We start from the raw sequence: 18,993 nt of genomic DNA, 5'->3' as shown, positions 1-18,993 counted from the left end.
AGTCTACTCGGCCCCGCAGGAGACCTTGCCGGTCAACACGGCAGGCCTGCCGTCCTCATCGGCGGCGGCCGTACCGTCATAGATGGCAAGCGAATAGCGCCCGTCGTAGACGCCTTCCTCGCTTGCCTTGGTCAGGATCGTCAGTTCGACTGAGCTATAGGTGTTTGCGACCTCGTGCTCACGATAGACGAGCAGCCGCAGTTCCTTGCCGTCGAGCCAATATTGCGTCAGATTGGAATCCTCGAACACTGTCTTGCGCAAATCGTCGCCAACCGGCCTGCCAAGAATTTCGAGGTCACCGCGAAAATTGAAGGTTGGACCGCCCATGCCTCTGGTGACGCCGGCTTTGACCTCGAATTTCACTGCGGCATCTTCGGCGGAGCACCAGATGCCGCCGGTGGCGAAGGCCGTGCCGGCCGACAGCAGCAGCGTTGTTACACAGAAGATCGTCCGCATCTTTTGTTCCCCAAGCCATAAACCCCATCGGCATTGATGCTCGAGGATGCCCTGAGGTCAAGCTCCAGTCCTCTTCACCGCGATCGCTGAACCAATGCAGGGCAGCCGCGCGGCCAATTGCGGTTCCGGATGCCGATTGGCTAGAGTGACGTACGAGAGGGGCCATCATGCATACAATCGACCATTCAAAGACGACCATCGGCGGCATCAGCACTGCCCGCATCGCCGATCTGCGCGAGACCGAGGCCGAAGCCTTCCGCAAGGCGCGGCCGAAATCGGCAGCGAAGGCCGACAATGGCCTGCCGGGTTTCTTCGGCGGCGTGCCGATGCACTGGATGAACGACTGGCCGACGCCGTTCCCGATACTGGTCGACAGCGCCAGAGGCGCAATCATCACGGATATCGACGGCAACCGGCTCGACGATTTCTGCCTTGGCGACACTGGCTCGATGTTCGGCCATTCGCCGCCGCCGGTCGCCCGCGCCATCCGCCGACAAGCCGGGCGCGGCCTGACCTATATGCTGCCTTCAGAGGACGCACTCGCCATCGGCCCGCTGCTGCAACAGCGCTTCGGCCTGCCGTTCTGGCAGATCGCGACGACGGCGACCGATGCCAATCGCTTTGCGCTGCGCGTCGCCCGCACCATCACCGGCCGGGAAAAGATCCTGGTCTTCAACGGCTGCTATCACGGCTCGGTCGACGAGACGATGGTGCGGCTGGTCGACGGCAGGCCGGGCAACCGGCGGGGACTGGCCGGCGAATTCCGCGACCTGACCCGGACGACCGATGTCATCGAGTTCAACGATGTGCCAGCACTTGATGCCGTGCTCCGGGATAAGAATATCGCCTGCGTCATCACCGAGCCGGTGCTGACCAATTCCTGCATGGTGCTGCCCGAACCCGGCTTCCACGACGCGCTACGCCGTCTCACCCGGGCAACCGGCACCCTGCTGCTGATCGACGAGACGCACACGATCTCGACCGGTCCGGGCGGCTACACCAGGAAACACGGCTTGGAGCCGGACCTGTTCGTGCTCGGCAAGCCAATCGCCGGTGGCGTGCCGGCCAGCGTGTGGGGGATGAGCGAAGACGTCGCCACCCGCTATACCGACTATATCAGCACCAAGGAACCAGGCTATTCCGGCATGGGTACGACGCTGTCGGCCAATCCGCTGCAGTTCGCGCCAATGCGAGCCACGCTCGAAGAGGTGATGAGCGAGGAGAACTACGACCATATGGACCATCTGGCGCGGCGGCTCGACGCCGGGCTGACCGCCGTCATCGACCGTTACCGCCTGCCTTGGCATGTTGCCCGTGTCGGCGCCCGCGTCGAGTTCATCTGCGCGCCCGGCCCGCTGAGGAATGGTGGCGAGGCGGAAACAGCGCACGCACCTGAGCTTGAAGCGGCTATCCATGTCGCGCTGGTCAATCGCGGCGTGCTGATCGCGCCGTTCCATAATATGATGCTGATCTCGCCGGCGACCAGCGCCACCCAGGTCAACCGCCTGATCACAGCCTTCGGTGCAGTTGCGGCAAGGCTCGCGGCATGAGACAAGCTTGCACATGAGAGAAGCGCACAAGCGAACTTTGAACGCCATCATTGCCTCCCCTTCCGGCTCGACGCCCGCCGAGGCGCAAACCTTTCTCGACGCCCATCCCGAGATCGAAGCGTTCGACATCGTGCTGACTGACGCCAATGGCGTCGGGCGTGGCAAGATCGTGCGCCGGCACGAACTGATGAGCATCTTCGAGGGCGGCCGGCATATGCCGATCTCGATCCTCGGCCTCGACATCACCGGCGAGGACGTGCACGAGACCGGGCTAATCTGGACGACCGGCGACGGCGACCTGCGGGCATGGCCGATCCCCGGCACGCTGGTGCCGCTGTTCGGCACACAGCCGCCGCGCGGCCAGGTGCTGATGGCGATGTATCATCTCGACGGTCAGCCCATGTCCTCCGATCCGCGGCTGGCGCTGGCCCGTCAGGTGGAGATACTGGCGGCCAAGGGCCTGCATCCGGCCGGCGCCTTCGAGCTCGAATTCTTTCTGCTCGCCAATGAGCGCGACGCCGACGGCAAAGTGCAGCCGGCGAACGCGGTGCTCGACGGCCGACGCTCGGCCAAGACCGAGGTCTATTCCGTCGACCATCTGCACGGCATGGAGCCGCTGTTTTCTGACATCTATGCCGCGGCCAAGGTGCAAGGCATCCCGGCCGAGACGGTCATATCCGAATATGCGCCGGGCCAGTACGAGCTGACGCTGAACTATCGCCAGGATGTGATGCGGGCGGCCGACGACCTCGTCATGCTGAAGCGGCTGGTGCGGGCGCAGGCGCGCCGCCACGGCGTCACCGCTTGCTTTATGGCCAAGCCGATCGAGAAATATGCCGGCTCCGGCATGCATTTCCATGTCTCACTGCAGGACAAGGCCGGCAACAACGTCTTTGCCGAAGCCAGCGGCGAGACTTGGTCCTTGCCGCTGCTGCGCGGCCTTGGCGGCCTCATTCAGACTATGGCCGAATCGATGCTGGTGTTTGCACCGCACGCCAATTCATGGCGACGCTTCGTCTCGCAATCCTATGCCCCGGTGGCGCCGACCTGGGGCGTCAACAACCGCTCGGTGGCGCTGCGCGTGCCGGCAGGCGATGCGAAAAACCGGCGCATCGAGCACCGGCCGTCGGGCGTCGACGCCAACCCATATCTGGTCGCGGCAACGGTGCTGGCCGGCATCACTAAGGGTCTCGACGAAGGCCTCGACCCGGGCCCCGAAACCACCGGCAATGGCTATGAATCGGCAATCACGCGCACGACCATGCCGGTGGACTGGCGCGCCGCGATCGAGGCCGCCCGCGCGTCGACGTTCCTCAAAGGAGCGCTGGGCGAAGACCTGCACCGGACGTTCGTGGCGATCAAGCAATCCGAATATCTGCGGGTGGCACGCACGGTCAGCGAACTGGATTATCATCTCTATCTGCACGAGGTGTGAGGCGATCGCATCGTGTCATTCTCCCGGCGAAAGCCCGGTCCGGGCTATTTTGAAGGAACCTTTCCGGGGCTTCGCTCATTCCGCATCTGATCGCAGCAGCGGACAAGGCCGCATCAGCCATGATCGCCAGGATGCAGACAAATCCGCCGCACCACGTCAAGGTGCAGGCAAGACGCTGGCCGAAGCCTGAATTGCCTGAGACGGCGGAAGACGATGGCGCACGCACCGTTCTAGAACTCAGCGAAGTGGCGAAAGCCTGCCGCCGCTGCCCGCTTTGGCGCGACGCGACACAGACAGTATTCGGCGAAGGCCCCGACAAGGCCAAGGTGATCTTCGTCGGTGAACAGCCCGGCGACCAGGAGGATCTGGCGGGCAAGCCTTTTGTCGGTCCGGCCGGCAAAGTCTTCGACGCGATCCTGGACGATGCCGGCGTCGACCGGCTGAAAGTCTATGTCACCAACGCGGTCAAGCATTTCAAATTCGAGCCGCGCGGCAAGCGGCGCATCCACTCCAAGCCGAATGCCGGCGAGGTGCAGGCCTGCCGCTGGTGGCTCGACAAGGAGCTCGATCTGATCAAGCCCAATCTCGCCGTGGCGCTCGGCGCAACGGCGGCGCAGTCGCTGCTCGGCAAGGTCGTGCCGATCATGAAAATGCGCGGCACGGTCGTGGAGCGGGATGATGGCTTGCGCGTGTTCGTCACGATCCACCCGTCCTTCATCCTGCGTATTCGCGAGCCGGCGGACAAACAGGCCGAGCGCGAGCGGTTCCTGCAGGACATGAAGGCGGTGAAGAGGCTGATGGCGGCCTGAACCTATCTGATCAGGATCGCCCTCAAGTCATTAACATTCGTCCCGGTCGGGCCGGGCATAAAAAGATCGCCGACGGCGTTGAATGCCGTCCAGGCATTGTTGCGGGCGAGCATGGCCTTGGCGTCGACGCCTGCCGCCCGCATCCGCGACACCGTCGAGCCGTCGGCGAAGGCCCCGGCATTGTCCTCAGAGCCGTCGATGCCGTCGGTGTCAGCGGCCAACGCGTGGACGCCCGCCATGCCGCTGATGCCGATTGCGAAGGCAAGCAGGAATTCCGAGTTGCGGCCGCCCTTGCCTTTTGTGCGCACGGTCACCGTGGTTTCGCCGCCCGACAGGATCAGCACCGGTTTTGGAAAAGGCCGGTTGCGCGTCGCGACCTCACGCGCGATCGCGGCGTGGACACCGCCGACCTCGCGCGCCTCGCCCTCGATGGAATCGGAGAGGATGACCGCCTCGATACCTTGGCGCCTGGCTTCGGCCGCAGCCGCCTCCAGCGACACGCCGGCCGAGGCGATCAGATGCACCTCGTTGCGCGAAAAACGCGGATCGTCGGCGCGTGGCGCATCGGCGGCCGGCGAATTGATATACGCCATGACAGAGGCCGGCAGTCTAATGTCGTAGGCGGCGATCGACGCCAATGCGTCTTCACGGCTGCCGGAATCGGGAACCGTCGGGCCGGAAGCCACCAGCGCCGGATTGTCGCCCGGAATGTCGGAGACCACGAGCGACACCACCTTGGCCGGGTAGGCAGCGGCCGCCAGCCTGCCGCCCTTGATCGTGGAAACATGCTTGCGGATGGTGTTCATGGCGGCGATCGGCGCGCCGGAGGCGAGCAACGCCTCGTTGACGGCGATCTCGTCGGCCAGCGTCAGACCTTCGGCAGGGGACGGCATCAGCGCCGAGCCACCGCCGGAGATGAGCGCCACGACAAGATCGTCCGCGGTCAGCCCCTGCACCTTTTCGAGCAATCGGCGCGAGGCTTCGAGCCCTGCGGCGTCCGGCACCGGATGCGCCGCCTCGATGATCTCGACGCGCTGGCAGATCGCGCCGTAGCCGTAACGGGTGACGACCAGCCCTTCGATCGGCCCGTCCCACACCTTCTCGAAAGCCGCCGCCATCTGCGCCGAGCCTTTTCCAGCGCCAATGACGATAGTGCGCCCTTTCGGCATCCCCGGCAGATGATCCCTGATGGTCCTCTGGGGATCGGCAGCGGCGACGGCGGCACTGAAGATCGAGGTGAGGAAGGTCTTGGGATCGAGCACGGTCATTTTGCTTCCGGCGGCAGTGCCAACTGGCGCCCGTCGACGCCGAGATGGCTGCACAGCGCATCGACGACGACCCCGTGATCCTCGCGTTCCGGCAGGCCCGAGACCGCGATCACGCCGATCACACCGGCGCCCCTGACCGTGACTGGAAAGCCACCGCCGGCCAGCACGTAGTCTGATATGTCGAGCCCTTCGCCCGGCTTGAAGCTGCGGTCGGGACGCTGTTGCTCCAGTACCAGGCGGTAGGTGCTTCTCAAAAACCGCCGCACCACGTTGATCTTGCGCCGTGCCCAATCCGGATTGGAAGCGTTCGAGCCTGGCATCGCCGCGTAGAACAGTGGCCGGTCGAAGGTTCTGACATCGACGATGATCGGCAGGTTCTCGGCTAGCGCCCGGTCGCGGATCGCCGAGCCGATCTTGAAGGCGACAGCCTCATCGAAGGCGGGGAAGACAAGCGTGGCTTCCTGTTTCTGGATCAGAGCGATATCGTCCGCAACGGCCATGTCGTTCCCCTGTCAACTCCACGCTTTGACCGATGGCTGCCGCCGGGTCAAGCCGGGACGTGTGGGATAGCTAAACCGCCATATCCGTTTTTGCCGCCCGTCCGGCGACATAGACCTCGCGCACGGCGCGGTCGTCGCCCAGCGTCTGCAGCAGAAACAGTTCCTCCGCCAGCGTGTCCGCCGTCTCCATCCGCAGCCGCATGGCCGGCGTGGCGCGGGCATCGAGGACGATGATGTCGGCATCGCTGCCTAGGTCTAGCGTGCCGGTCCTTTCTACGATCGACAGCGCCTCGGCATTGCCGCGGGTGAGCTGCCAGAACGACTGGAACGGGTTGAGCTTTTCGCCGTTCAGCGCGATCACCTTGTAGCCCTCGTCCATGGTGCGCAGCATCGAATAGTTGGTGCCGCCGCCGACATCGGTGGCGGCGGCGATGCGGAGAGCTTTGTCACGCGTGCGGTAGCGCTGATAATTGAACAGGCCCGAGCCGAGGAACAGGTTCGAGGTTGGACAGAATACCGCCACGGAGCCCGTATCCGAGAGCGCATCCGCCTCGCGTTCCGACAGATGGATGCAGTGGCCGAACAGGCTTTTGCGTCCCAGCAGCCCATAGTGCTCGTAGACATCGGTATAGTCGTGTGCCTGCGGATAGAGTTGCAGCGTAAAGGCGATCTCGGCGTGGTTTTCCGACAGATGCGTCTGCATATGCAGATCGGGATATTCGCGACAGAGCGCGCCCGCCATTTCCAACTGCTCGGGTGACGAGGTGATGGCAAAGCGCGGCGTGATGGCATAGTGCTGGCGCCCCTTGCCGTGCCACTCGGCGATGAGCGCCTTGCTGTGGTCGTAGGCCGATTGCGGCGTGTCGAGCACCCCTTCCGGCGCGTGGCGATCCATCATCACCTTGCCGGCGATGTTGAGCATGTTGCGGTCATGCGACTCGGCGAAGAACGCTTCGGCAGACTCCTTATGGACCGAGCAATAGGCGGCGACTGTCGTCGTGCCATGACGCACCATCTCATCGAGAAACAGTCTGGCGACGCGGCGGCCATGCTGCGCGTTCTGGAATTTGGTTTCCTCGGGAAAAGTGTAGGTGTTCAGCCAGTCGAGCAACTCGGCGCCGTAAGAAGCGATGACCTGCATCTGCGAAAAATGCGCATGCGCGTCGATGAAGCCCGGCAGCAGCAGATGCGGGCGGTGGTCGATCTTTTTTACGCCTTCATCAGCCTTTTTCTCGACCTCGGCATAGGCGCCCGCGGCAGCGATCCTGCCGTCGCGGAGCAGCAAGCCGCCGTCGTCTTCGTAAAGCCAGGCGGAATGGTCGTCGACGGTCTCAGGCCAGCGCAGGAAGGACAGCGTGCGGCCGCGCAGGAGTGTGCTGGTCATGCTTATTTCCCTGCCTCCTCGAACCATGCCACCAGCAGCGCCCGTTCCTTGTCGGTGATATGGGTGACATTGGCCGGCGGCATGGCGTGGCTGCGGGCGGCTTGCAGGTAGATCTCGCGGGCTTGCTCGGCGATACCGGCGTCCGTGTCGAGCATCACACCTTTTGGCGCATGGTAGATGCCCTCGTAGGACGGCTCTTGCGCATGGCACATCGAGCAACGGCCAAGCACCGTGTCGCGCACCGCGGGAAAATGCGCCGAGGCGACATAGACCTGTGCCGCCGAGGACGCCTTGACTTCGCCGGTCAGCACTTTCGGCGCCGTCGACAGCCAGATGATGACGACGAACAGGACGGCGGCCGCCAGCCAGGTCCAGGTCGGGTTGCCCTTGCGCGCATGGATGGTGTTGAAATAGTGCCGGATCAGCACGCCGATGGCGAACACCAGCGAGGCGATCACCCAGTTGAACTCGGTGCCGAACGCCAGTGGGTAGTGGTTCGACAGCATCAGGAACAGAACGGGCAGCGTCAGGTAATTGTTGTGCAGCGAGCGCTGCTTGGCGATCTTGCCGTATTTCGGATCGGGCTTGCGGCCGGCGATCAGGTCGGCGACGACGATCTTCTGGTTCGGGATGATGACCATGAAGACATTGGCCGACATGATCGTCGCGGTGATGGCGCCAAGATGCAGGAAGGCGGCGCGGCCGGTGAACAGATGGGTAAGACCCCAGGCGATGAACACCAGCACGCCATAGAGCACCAACATCAGGCCGGTATCGCTGTTGCCGAGCGGCGATCGGCATAAGAGATCGTAGACCACCCAGCCGATGCCGATTGTCGCTAGCGACAGCAAGATGCCTGTGGGCACCGACATGGCCAGCACGTTGGGGTCGATCAGGAAGAGGTCCGCCCCGGCATAATAGACCACGCACAGCATGGCAAAGCCGGACAGCCAGGTGGCGTAGGATTCCCATTTGAACCAAGTCAGGTGTTCGGGCATTTCGGCTGGCGCCACCAGATATTTCTGGATGTGGTAGAAACCGCCGCCGTGCACCTGCCATTCCTCGCCGAAAGCGCCAGCGGGCATGCCCGGACGCTGGCGCAGGCCGAGATCGAGCGCGACGAAATAGAAGGACGAGCCGATCCAGGCAATGCTGGTGACGACATGCAGCCAGCGCACGGCGAAACTCAGCCAGTCCCAGAAAATCGCGAAATCCAACATTGAAAAGTCGTCCCTGCCGATTGGGTGACTTTACGGACTGGAGCGCAAACGGAAAGGGCCGAGCTGCACGATGACTTTCAAAAAAAAATGGAAAATACTAGGCTCGTTACACGCTGCCGCATGAGAGCCACGAATCCGTATGGCCTATCTCGACAACATCGCCGTTTTCGTCCGCGTCGTCGAGCTCGGCAATCTGTCGGCCGCTGGCCGCGACATGCGCATTTCGCCGGCGGTCGCCTCCAACCGTATCAAGGAGCTCGAAAAACATCTTGGTGTCAGGCTGTTCAACCGCACGACGCGGCAATTGATGCCGACCGAGCACGGCACCGTGTTCTACTCCGGCGCCAAGCAGGTGCTTGAGGCGATCACCGAGGCGGAAGCCGCGGTCAGCGCTTTGTCCGGCCAGCCGCGCGGCACCATCAAGGTGACAGCGCCGCTCGGCCTCGGCCGCCGGCTGGTGGCGTCGGGCATCCCCGATTTCCACGACAAATACCCTGACATCGAGGTACGGCTGAGGCTTTCAGACCACAATGTCGACATCATGAAGGAAGGCATCGATGTCGCCTTCCGGCTGGGCATTATCGAGGATTCCAGCCTCAGGATGCGCGGCATCATGGAATGCGAGCGGGTGCTGGTGGCGGCGCCGAAATATCTTGAGGTGCGCGGTGAGCCGACCGAGCCGCAAGAATTGATTGGCAAGAAGCACGACTGCCTGATGCTGCGCTATTCCGGCGCGCGTGAATATGTGTGGACGCTGCACACGGCCGACGGCCCGCGGAAATTCGAAGTGCACGGACCCTATGACACGGACGATGGCGACGTGCTGACCGGCTGGGCGCTGTCGGGCCGCGGCATCATCAACAAGCCGCGCTTCGAGGTCGAGCCGTTCATCCGCGACCAGCGACTGAAGGTGATCCTGCCCGACACGCCGCCGACACCGGTGCAGTTCGCCGCCGTCTACCCGCACAAGAAGCTGCAGGACCCGAAGGTGCGGCTGCTGCTCGACTTCATGGCCGAGCGCTGCCAACGGCTGATCAAGGATATTCTGGCAGGCAAATGATCGCCGGCTGGCCGGTTGCTTTCCGTCCAGCCGCCGAAGATAGTCCCTGCGGAATTCACTCACCAGGGAAGCCCGATGGCCAGCGGTGCCAAAATGCATCTCGCCGTTTCACTGTTTCCGGAAAGCGCTCTTTCCCCTCCATCCGACGCCGGTCTGGATTTCAGCCTTCTGGCCCGGTTCGTGCAAAAGGCCGAAGCAGCTGGGCTGGACATGGTGCTTCTTGCCGATTCCGCGCCGGTTGCAGGCGGCGACGCACCGAACCGGCAAGTTCCCTTCGAAGCGACGACCCTGCTGGCGGCGCTGGCGACGGTGACCAGCAGGATCGGCCTCGTCGCCGCGGCGTCAACGGCTGCTCACCAGCCCTACAATCTGGCGCGCCGTTTCGCCTCGCTCGACATCATCAGCCATGGTCGTTCCGGCTGGAACGCGACCGTGGTCCCGGATCCGCGCGAGGCGGCCAATTTCAGCCGTCCGGAAGGGTTTTCCCGCGACGATTTCCTCCGACGCGCGGAGGAATTCATCGGCATCGTTCAAGGCTTGTGGCGAGGCTGGGATGCGGACGCACTGCTGTTCGACAAAAGCGGCGGCCGTTTCTTCGATCCCGAAAAGGTGCACCTGCTCGACCACAAGGGCGAGTTTTTCTCTGTGCGCGGGCCACTGAACGTAGCGCGCTCACCGCAGGATAGCCCGGTGCTCGTCATGTCAGGCCTGTCGGAGCCCGACATGGAGATCGCCGCCCGCTTCGCCGATGTAATCCTGCTCGACGAGCCATCGGCCGCGGGCGCGAAGGCCGACGATCTGAAGCGCCGCGCGATCGCGCTCGGGCGCGGTCCGGGCGTGATAAAGGTGCTGATGAACGTCGCACCGGGTGCTGAAACGGCCGCCAGGCCGGACGGGATTGCCGACAGGCTCGAAGAGCGCTTTCGATCGAATAGCTGCGACGGTTTCAACATACTCATGCCGCCGGTGCTTTCTGTGCTCGACGACTTCGTCGATCACGTGCTGCCGGAGCTTCGTCGCCGCGGCCTTCTCCGGCCGGATTATCCCGGTGCGACGCTGCGCTCCCATCTCGGACTTGCCGGGGAGGAGGGACAATGACCGCCCGTCAGATGAAACTCGGCGCCTTTCTGTGGGCGACAGGCCACCACATCGCGGCCTGGCGCCATCCGCAGGCGCGTGTGACGGCGGGTGTCGACATCGACCATTACATCCAGCTGGCGCGGACCGCGGAGTCGGCGAAATTCGATATGCTCTTCTGCGAGGACGCCGCCGGCGTTCGCGAGGCCAATGTCAATATCGCCAGCCAGACGTCACGCTCGATCGGCTTCGAGCCGATCAGCCTGCTTTCGGCTCTTGCGGTCCAGACCAGCCACATCGGCCTCGTATCCACGGCATCGACGAGCTACAACGAGCCTTACGGGCTGGCGCGGACCTTCTTGTCGCTCGACCATCTGAGCAGCGGGCGCGCCGGCTGGAACCTGGTTACTTCCGCCAGCCACATCGAAGCCGCCAATTTTGGCTCGACTGGCCTGCGCCCACATGCGGACCGCTATGAGCGGGCGCGCGAATTCGCTGCCGTGGTTACCGCACTCTGGCGAGGCACGCCCGACGGGGTTTCCGGACGTGGTCACGACGGCCAGAGCTTTTCGGTCCGCGACCCGCTCGATCTGCCGCGTTCTCCCCAGGGCGCGCCAGTGATGGTTCAGGCCGGCGCCTCGGATGTCGGCCGGGACCTCGCCGCCCGGACCGCCGACGTCGTGTTCACGGCGGCGCAGACATTCGAAGAGGCGAAGGCCTTCTACACCGATCTCAAGAGGCGTCTTGTGGTTTATGGGCGCGAACCGGACGACGTCAAGATCATGCCGGGTGTCGCGCCGATCGTGGCGGCAACCGAAGCGGAGGCCAGGGCAAAACATGAGGAGCTGCAGGAGCTGATTCCCGACGATGTCGGCGTGGCGCTGCTTTCTAGCTATCTCAGCATTTCCGATCTGTGGCGCTACCCCATCGACGGGCCGTTGCCGGAGCTGCCGGCCAGCGAAGGCATGCAGAGCCGGCAGGCTCTCGTCATCGAGCAGTCACGCCGTGATAACCTGTCCATTCGCCAGCTTGCGCGCCATTTCGCTGGCGCGCGCGGCCATTGGCGCGTCGTCGGCACGCCGGCTCAGATCGCCGACGAGCTCGAAGCACGATTCGAGGGCGGCGCGGCTGACGGTTTCAACGTCATGCCTTCTTATTTCCCCGGTGAGCTCGACGCCTTTGCCGCGCTTGTCGTGCCGGAGCTGCAGCGGCGCGGCCTGTTCCGCAAGGACTATGAAGGGACCACGTTGCGCGACCATCTGGGTCTGAAACTACCGATGTGAGCAGCACGCTACGGAAGCGCGCCTGCGCAAAAATGCACCTCGGTGGGATATTGGCCGTCAGCCGGCCATTGCCTTGCCGCGAGAGGCGGGGTGCGGAGCGGCTCGCGCGCCAGCATAGGCGGCCAGCGCCGTCATGATCTCGGCCGCCACAAATGCCGCGATCACTTGCGGTCGCTTGTCCTTGACCGCATCGCCGCCGATCGGCGAGACGAGGCGGGCAAATTCCGCCTCGCTGCCGTCCGCCGATTTCAGGAACCAGCTCCTGAACGTCGCCTTCTTGGTCTTCGAGCCGATCATGCCGACATAGGCGGCATCCCTGCGTTTCAGCGCCTCGGCGACGATCAGGAAATCCAGCGCGTGGTCGTGGGTGAGGATGACGAAGGCGGCGCCAGCAGGCGCATTCCGCACCATCGACTCCGGCATAGGCGTCAGGCTGGTTTCGACAGTGTCCGGCATGCCCTCCAGCGCCTCGACCCGCGTCTCGACAACGACGACACGGACCGGCAGCAAGGTCACCGCCGACGCCAACGCCTGGCCGACATGACCGCCGCCGAAGATATAGACATGCGGCAGTTGAGCGTCCTCGGCTTCCGCGGCCGCAATCAGCTCTTGCGCCAACGCAGCATCGACCAGCCGGATCAACACCTCGACCCTGCCGCCGCAGCATTGCCCGATCTCCGGCCCGAGCGGGATGTCGAGCGTGGCGCTGACACCCCTCCCCCTTGAGGGGAGGGTGGCGGCGAAGCCGTCGGGTGGGGTCGCCGCGGCAGTGCTCGACATTTTCTTAGGTCGCGTGCTCCCTCTACCGACCCCCTCTGGCCGCTCCGCGGCCATCTCCCCCTCAAGGGGGGAGAAAAGCATCTGACGCGCCTTGTCGATTGCCATGTATTCGAGTTGGCCGCCGCCGATCGTGCCAAAACTTGCCGCGCCCGAGACGAGCATGAAGGCGCCCTTCTCACGCGGCGTCGAACCTTTCGTTGCCGCCACTTCGACCAGGGCGCCCCGGTCGGCGCCGGCAAGAAAGGCTTTCAGGCTTTGCACTTTCGCGTTCATCATTCGCATTCCCTGTCGGGAAATATAGAGTTTTTCGGCCTGAATTGCACGCTCCGAGGCTGGATTCACGTGCCGGCCTTGGCCTCCTCCTTCAGCCGTTCGATCGCCATCAGCACCCGCTCCGGCGTCGCCGGTGGGTCGAGGCGCGGACAAATCCTGTGGTCGGCAACGCTCGCCACCGCATCCGACAGCGCATGCAGCACCGACATGCCGAGGGGAAGCGGCGGCTCGCCGACCGCCTTGGAGCGGTGCACCGTCGGCTCGCTCGCTTCCGGCCAGTCGGCCAAAGTCACGTTGAATATCTTCGGCCGGTCGGAGGCCAATGGGATTTTGTAGGTCGACGGCGCATGGGTGCGCAGCCGGCCCTTGTCGTCCCACCAAAGCTCCTCCGTCGTCAGCCATCCCATGCCCTGGATGAAGCCGCCTTCGACCTGGCCAAGGTCGATGGCGCGGTTCAGCGAGCGGCCGGTCTCGTGCAGGATGTCGGTGCGCTCGACCATGTATTCGCCGGTCAGCGTGTCGATCGACACTTCCGAGCACGCGGCGCCGTAGGCGAAATAATAGAAGGGGCGGCCCTCGCCCTTGTCGCGATCCCAGTGAATTTTCGGCGTCTTGTAGAAGCCCGCCGCCGAAAGCTGGATACGCGCCATATAAGCCTGCCTGACGAGATCGGCGAAGGCGATTTCCTGGTTGCCGATGCGCACCCGGTTGGGCAGGAATAGCACCTGGTCGCGCGGCACCTGGTATTTTTCGGCGGCGAAGTTGGTCAACCGCTCCTTGATCTGCCGGGCGGCGTTCTGCGCCGCCATACCGTTGAGGTCGGAACCGGACGAGGCGGCCGTGGCCGAAGTGTTCGGCACCTTGCCAGTCGTCGTCGCGGTGATCTTGACCTGGTCGAGGTCGATCTGGAATTCTTCCGCCACAACCTGCGCCACCTTGACGTAGAGGCCCTGCCCCATTTCGGTGCCGCCATGGTTCAGATGCACCGATCCGTCGGTGTAGACATGCACCAGCGCGCCGGCCTGGTTGTAATGCGTTGCGGTGAACGAGATGCCGAACTTGACCGGCGTCAGCGCCAGTCCACGCTTGATGAAGCGGCTGTTGGCGTTGAAAGCTTCAATGGTGCGGCGACGCCTTGCATAGTCGCAACTCGCCTCCAGCTCGGCGACGATGCGGTGGATAATATTGTCTTCGACCGTCTGGTGATAAGGCGTGATGTTGCGGTCGCTGGTACCATAAAAGTTCTTCTTGCGGATCTCGAGCGGGTCCTTGCCAACGGCAAAGGCGACCTCGTCGATGACACGCTCGGCCCCGACCATGCCTTGCGGCCCGCCGAAGCCGCGGAAGGCGGTGTTCGACACGGTGTTGGTGTAGAGCGGTGCCGATTGCGCGTGCACCGCCGGCCAGAAATAGGTGTTGTCGCAATGGAAAAGCGCGCGATCGGTGACCGGGCCTGAAAGGTCCGCCGAGAAGCCGCAGCGCGCCGCGAACATGAAATCGACGCCTAGGATATTGCCGTCGTCGTCGAAGCCGACCTCGTAATCGACCAGAAAGTCGTGGCGCTTGCCGGTGGCGATCATGTCATCGTCACGATCAGGCCGGATTTTCACCGCGCGATGATGTTTTTTCGCAGCAATCGCCGCGAGCGCGGCAAACTGGTTGCCTTGCGTTTCCTTGCCGCCGAAAGCGCCGCCCATGCGGCGGATCTCCACCGTCACCGCATGGCTTGGCACGCCGAGCGCATGGCTGACCATGTGCTGGATTTCGCTCGGATGCTGGGTCGAGGAATAGATGGTGACGTCCTGGTCCTCGCCGGGGATGGCCATGGCGATCTGGCCTTCGAGATAAAAATGGTCCTGACCGCCGATGCGCATTTTTCCCTTCAGCCGGCGCGGCGCCGCCTTGATCGCAGCCGCTGCATCGCCGCGCCTCAGGGTCAGCGGCGGCGTGACCAGCTTGTCCTTCCTGGCATCGAGGACACCGATGTCGGTGACGAAAGGCAATTCCTTGGATTCGACCTTGGCCAGCGTTGTGGCGCGGCGCGCCTGCTCGCGGGTTTCGGCGATGACGCAGAAGATCGGCTGGCCGAAGAACTGCACCTTGCCGTCGGCAAGCACCGGTTCGTCATGACGGCCGGTCGGCGAAATATCGTTTTCACCCGGCACGTCGCTGGCCGTCAGCACGTCGACGACACCGGGCGCAGCGCGTACCGCCGACAGGTCCATGCTGGCGATGGTGGCGTGCGTGGCCGTCGAAAGCCCAAGGCAGCCATGCAGCGTACCTGCCGATTCCGGCATGTCGTCGATATAGACGGCCGTGCCGCGGACATGCTTGTGCGCGGAATCATGGCGCTGGTCGGTGGCAACGCCACCGGAAATTTTTTGCGCCTTAAGGTTGGGAGCGTGCGTGGTCATCAAGCCGCCTCGTGGCGCGACACCTGAATCGGTGCCTTGGTGCCGCTGGTCTCGGCGAAGAAGCGCAGCAGCAGGTTCCGCGCCGCCAACGCCCGGTATTCGGCGCTCGCCCGCATGTCGGTCAGCGGGGTGAAGTCTTTGGCGTACTCGGCCATCGCCACCTCGACCGTCGCCTCCGTCCAGGGATTGCCGAGCAGCGCCTTTTCCACGCCAAAAGCCCGCTTCGGCGTTGCCGCCATGCCGCCATAGGCGATGCGGATGTCCGCCACTGTGCCGTCGCTGGCCAGCGCCAGCAGGAACGCGCCAAGTGCTGCGGTGATGTCCTCGTCGCGACGCTTGGTAATCTTGTAGACCGCAGACTTCGTGCCTTTCGCGGGTACCGGGACATGCACGGCCTCGACGAACTCGCCCGGCTGCCGATCCTGCTTGCCATAGGCGATGAAGAAGTCTTCAAGCGGGATCGTCCGCCGCTTGTTGCCCCGGCGCAGCGTCAGCCGCGCACCGAGTGCGATCAGCGGCGGCGGCGTGTCGCCGATCGGCGAGCCATTGGCGATGTTGCCGCCGATCGTGCCCATATTGCGCACCTGATCGCCGCCAATACGATCGAACAGCGGCCCGAGCGCCGGGATGCGTTTCGCCAGCGTCGAGAACGCCTCGGTGTAGGTGACACCAGCACCGATCGAGATGATGCCCTTGTCTTCGGAGATAGCGCAGAGCCCGTCGAGATTTCCGATGAAAATCGCCGGCGAAATCTCGCGCATGTGCTTGGTCACCCAAAGGCCGACATCGGTGGAACCGGCGACGATGGTGGCGCCCGGCTCCTTGTCGAGCACGGCGGCGAGATCGTCGACATTGGCCGGCACGACCAGCCGCTGCTTGCCGGCGCCGATCTCGATACGCGAACCATCCTTCATGGCCGCAAGCTTGGCCGTGATGGCCTCGCGCTCTGCCGCTAGCGGGTCCTTAGCCGCCTTGCCATAGCTGGAGATGGCACGTGCCGCCCGCACGATCGCCTCGTAGCCGGTGCAGCGGCAGAGATTGCCCTGCAGCGCCTTTTCGATGGCCGCATCCGAAGGCTCCGGCGCCCTCATCCACAAGGCGTAAAGCGACATGACGAAACCCGGCGTGCAGAAGCCGCACTGCGAGCCGTGGAAATCGACCATCGCCTGCTGCACGGGGTGCAGTTTATCGCCGTCGCCGCGCAGATGCTCGACTGTCACGACATGCGTGCCATCGAGCGAGCCGAGGAAGCGGATGCAGGCATTGACGCTTTCATAGACCAGCCGGCCGGCTGACAGCCTTCCGACCAACACGGTGCAAGCACCGCAATCGCCTTCGGCGCAGCCTTCCTTGGTGCCGCGTAGCGTGCGCTCGAGGCGCAGCCAGTCGAGCAAGGTCTCCTCAGGCGCGACCGCGGTCAGCGCAATATCCTCGCCATTGAGGATGAAGCGTATCTCATTACGTGTCTTGAACCCGGCCATGTCTCAGCTTCCCCGATAGGTCGAATAGCCGTAGGGCGATATGAGCAGCGGCACATGATAGTGCACCGGCTCGGCCATGCCGAAGCGGATCGGCACGCTGTCGAGGAAGGCCGGTTCCGGCAGCCTCAATCCCTGCCGGCGCAGATAGTCGCCGGCCGCGAAGACCAGCTCATATTCGCCGGTGCGGAATTCCGCGTCGGCAAGCAGCGGCGCGTCACAGCGGCCGTCGGCATTGGTGACCGCCGTCTTCAGATGCGACCGCATGTCGCCGTCGATGCGATAGAGCTCGATCGACAGGCCTGCCGCCGGCTTGCCGGTCGCGGTGTCGAGGACATGGGTCGTCAGACGTCCGCCTTCGGCTTTCGACGTTTCCGCCACTGGCTGCTCCCATTCCTGGTACGGTCGAATATGTTGACGAATTGTGCGCCAATTAAAGGCGATGCATAAGTCCCGGTCGAGTGAAGTGCTGCAAAAACACTTTCAAAAATTTTCGGGGGAATGCGCAAGCGGCCCTTTGGACTATCCTGATCACACTATCCGGCAGGAGCGACGATGCGGTACGAACGAGACATGCGCGGCTACGGCGCCAATCCGCCGGATCCGAAATGGCCTGGTGGGGCGCATGTGGCGGTGCAGTTCGTCGTCAATTACGAGGAAGGCGGCGAAAACTGCGTCCTGCATGGCGACATGGCTTCGGAGGCCTTCCTGTCCGAGATCGTCGGCGCCGCACCCTGGCCCGGGCAGCGTCACTGGAACATGGAATCGATCTACGAATATGGCGCGCGCGCCGGCTTCTGGCGATTGCTGCGCCTGTTCACCGAGGCTGAGGTGCCGGTCACCTGCTATGGCGTCGCCACCGCGCTGGCGCGGTCGCCCGACCAGATCGCAGCGATGCAGGAGGCCGGCTGGGAAATCGCCTCGCACGGGCTGAGATGGATCGACTACCGCGACCATGCGCCGGAGGACGAGCGCCGCGACATGGAACAGGCGATCCAGTTGCACTACGAGGTGACTGGGGCACGGCCGACCGGCTGGTACACCGGCCGCACGTCGATCAACACCGTGCGGCTGGCGGCGGAAGAAGGCGGCTTCGACTATGTGTCGGACACCTATGACGACGAGTTGCCCTACTGGTTCGAGCATGACGGGCCGGACGGGTCGGTGAAGCCGCAGCTCATCATCCCCTACACGCTCGACGCCAACGACATGCGTTTCGCCACGCCGCAGGGCTTCAACTCGGGCGACCAGTTCTTCGCCTATCTCAGGGATAGTTTCGACACGCTCTATGCCGAGGGGAAGGAAGGGCGGCCGCGCATGATGAATATCGGCCTGCACTGCCGCCTCGTCGGGCGCCCCGGCCGGGTCGCGGCGCTGAAGCGCTTCGTGGACTACGTCAAATCGCACGACAGGGTCTGGCTGGCGCGGCGCATCGACATCGCCAGGCACTGGCAACAGACCCACGCGTTCCGGCCGCCGGCGCTGCGCCCGTCGAAAATGGAATTCGAGGCTTTCGTCCAGGCTTTCGGGCGCGTGTTCGAGCATTCGCCGTGGATCGCCGAGCGCGCCTACGAACTGGAACTCGGCCCGGCGCATGACAGCGCCGGCGGCCTCCATAATGCGCTGTGCCGTGTCTTTCGCGGCGCCAGCGAGGCCGAGCGGCTCTCCGTGCTCAACGCCCATCCCGACCTTGCCGGCAAATTGGCGCAGGCCAAGCGGCTAACGGCGGAGTCGGCCAGAGAACAGGCTTCCGCCGGGCTCGACGCACTGACCGACGAGGAGCGCGAGCTGTTCTCAAAACTCAATGCCGCCTACGTTACTTCCTTTGGCTTTCCCTTCATCATTGCGGTGAAAGGCAAGACCAAGGCGGAAATCCTGGCTGAGTTCGAGGCGCGCATCGGCAACAGTCACGACGTTGAATTCGACACCGCCTGCAAACAGGTCGAGCGCATCGCGCTGTTTCGCCTCAAGGACATGCTCCCGCAATAGGTTTTGGCTCCCGCAAT

At 63.9% G+C, this 18,993-nt stretch carries 16 protein-coding genes; 7 read left to right on the top strand and 9 right to left on the bottom strand.

Going from position 1 to position 18,993, the window contains the following annotated elements:
* Nucleotides 1-3: 3 nt before the first annotated feature.
* Complete coding sequence (locus NKH12_RS09770) at nt 4-456, bottom strand: hypothetical protein (protein WP_352952913.1); 453 nt, start codon at nt 454-456, stop codon at nt 4-6.
* A 167-nt stretch (nt 457-623) separates the two neighbouring features.
* On the opposite strand from NKH12_RS09770, the gene NKH12_RS09765 reads away from it, so the two are divergent.
* The 3 genes from NKH12_RS09765 (at nt 624) to NKH12_RS09755 (ending at nt 4,250) form a co-directional block, all read left to right on the top strand.
* Nucleotides 624-2,006 (top strand): aspartate aminotransferase family protein, encoded by a 1,383-nt coding sequence (locus tag NKH12_RS09765; protein WP_352952912.1) that lies wholly within the window; start codon nt 624-626, stop codon nt 2,004-2,006.
* Nucleotides 2,007-2,019: 13 nt separating this feature from the next.
* Nucleotides 2,020-3,441 (top strand): glutamine synthetase family protein, encoded by a 1,422-nt coding sequence (locus tag NKH12_RS09760; RefSeq protein WP_352952933.1) that lies wholly within the window; start codon nt 2,020-2,022, stop codon nt 3,439-3,441.
* Between the two features lie 77 nt (nt 3,442-3,518).
* Nucleotides 3,519-4,250: a UdgX family uracil-DNA binding protein gene (locus NKH12_RS09755; protein WP_352952932.1), complete on the top strand. Its 732-nt coding sequence runs from the start codon at nt 3,519-3,521 to the stop codon at nt 4,248-4,250.
* Nucleotides 4,251-4,252: 2 nt separating this feature from the next.
* Here NKH12_RS09755 and NKH12_RS09750 read toward each other — a convergent pair whose 3' ends face one another.
* The 4 genes from NKH12_RS09750 to NKH12_RS09735 all read right to left on the bottom strand — a co-directional run bounded on the left by NKH12_RS09750 (nt 4,253) and on the right by NKH12_RS09735 (nt 8,622).
* Nucleotides 4,253-5,518 (bottom strand): glycerate kinase type-2 family protein, encoded by a 1,266-nt coding sequence (locus tag NKH12_RS09750; protein WP_352952911.1) that lies wholly within the window; start codon nt 5,516-5,518, stop codon nt 4,253-4,255.
* Nucleotides 5,515-6,018 carry a heme-degrading domain-containing protein gene (locus NKH12_RS09745; RefSeq protein WP_352952910.1) on the bottom strand — a complete coding sequence of 168 codons (504 nt, stop codon included), beginning with the start codon at nt 6,016-6,018 and terminating at the stop codon, nt 5,515-5,517. Before NKH12_RS09745 ends, NKH12_RS09750 begins: the two co-directional genes overlap by 4 nt.
* Before the next feature lie 70 nt (nt 6,019-6,088).
* Nucleotides 6,089-7,402: a guanine deaminase gene (gene guaD, locus NKH12_RS09740; protein ID WP_352952909.1), complete on the bottom strand. Its 1,314-nt coding sequence runs from the start codon at nt 7,400-7,402 to the stop codon at nt 6,089-6,091.
* Nucleotides 7,403-7,404: 2 nt separating this feature from the next.
* Nucleotides 7,405-8,622, bottom strand: coding sequence for a urate hydroxylase PuuD (locus tag NKH12_RS09735; protein ID WP_352952908.1), 1,218 nt, complete (start codon nt 8,620-8,622; stop codon nt 7,405-7,407).
* A gap of 139 nt (nt 8,623-8,761) precedes the next feature.
* Between NKH12_RS09735 and NKH12_RS09730 the strand changes: the two genes are divergently transcribed.
* The 3 genes from NKH12_RS09730 to NKH12_RS09720 all read left to right on the top strand — a co-directional run bounded on the left by NKH12_RS09730 (nt 8,762) and on the right by NKH12_RS09720 (nt 12,042).
* A complete protein-coding gene (locus NKH12_RS09730) occupies nt 8,762-9,682 on the top strand; it encodes a LysR family transcriptional regulator (RefSeq protein ID WP_352952907.1) in 921 nt (306 codons plus the stop codon).
* A 75-nt stretch (nt 9,683-9,757) separates the two neighbouring features.
* Entirely contained in the window at nt 9,758-10,780 is a 1,023-nt protein-coding gene (locus NKH12_RS09725; RefSeq protein WP_352952906.1) for an LLM class flavin-dependent oxidoreductase, read from the top strand.
* A complete protein-coding gene (locus tag NKH12_RS09720; protein WP_352952905.1) occupies nt 10,777-12,042 on the top strand; it encodes an LLM class flavin-dependent oxidoreductase in 1,266 nt (421 codons plus the stop codon). The genes NKH12_RS09725 and NKH12_RS09720 overlap by 4 nt, the downstream gene beginning before the upstream one ends.
* A gap of 57 nt (nt 12,043-12,099) precedes the next feature.
* On the opposite strand, the gene xdhC is transcribed toward NKH12_RS09720, so the two are convergent.
* From xdhC to uraH, 4 genes are all read right to left on the bottom strand, one after another.
* On the bottom strand, nt 12,100-13,095 hold the full coding sequence (xdhC, locus tag NKH12_RS09715) for a xanthine dehydrogenase accessory protein XdhC (RefSeq protein ID WP_352952931.1): 996 nt from the start codon (nt 13,093-13,095) through the stop codon (nt 12,100-12,102).
* Between the two features lie 65 nt (nt 13,096-13,160).
* The gene (gene xdhB, locus NKH12_RS09710) at nt 13,161-15,509 is read right to left on the bottom strand and encodes a xanthine dehydrogenase molybdopterin binding subunit (RefSeq protein WP_352952904.1); all 2,349 of its coding nucleotides are present in this window, start codon (nt 15,507-15,509) and stop codon (nt 13,161-13,163) included.
* Complete coding sequence (xdhA, locus tag NKH12_RS09705) at nt 15,509-16,990, bottom strand: xanthine dehydrogenase small subunit (RefSeq protein WP_352952903.1); 1,482 nt, start codon at nt 16,988-16,990, stop codon at nt 15,509-15,511. The genes xdhB and xdhA overlap by 1 nt, the downstream gene beginning before the upstream one ends.
* A gap of 3 nt (nt 16,991-16,993) precedes the next feature.
* Nucleotides 16,994-17,368 carry a hydroxyisourate hydrolase gene (gene uraH, locus NKH12_RS09700; RefSeq protein ID WP_352952902.1) on the bottom strand — a complete coding sequence of 125 codons (375 nt, stop codon included), beginning with the start codon at nt 17,366-17,368 and terminating at the stop codon, nt 16,994-16,996.
* A 174-nt stretch (nt 17,369-17,542) separates the two neighbouring features.
* Here uraH and puuE point away from each other — a divergent pair, with 174 nt between their 5' ends.
* The gene (gene puuE / locus NKH12_RS09695; protein WP_352952901.1) at nt 17,543-18,976 is read left to right on the top strand and encodes an allantoinase PuuE; all 1,434 of its coding nucleotides are present in this window, start codon (nt 17,543-17,545) and stop codon (nt 18,974-18,976) included.
* Nucleotides 18,977-18,993: the final 17 nt, after the last annotated feature.

Source organism: Mesorhizobium sp. M1322 (assembly GCF_040318085.1).
Classification (GTDB): Bacteria; Pseudomonadota; Alphaproteobacteria; order Rhizobiales; family Rhizobiaceae; genus Mesorhizobium.
Note: the sequence above shows the minus strand (reverse complement) of the source record. Positions and strands in the feature narration are given on the sequence as shown.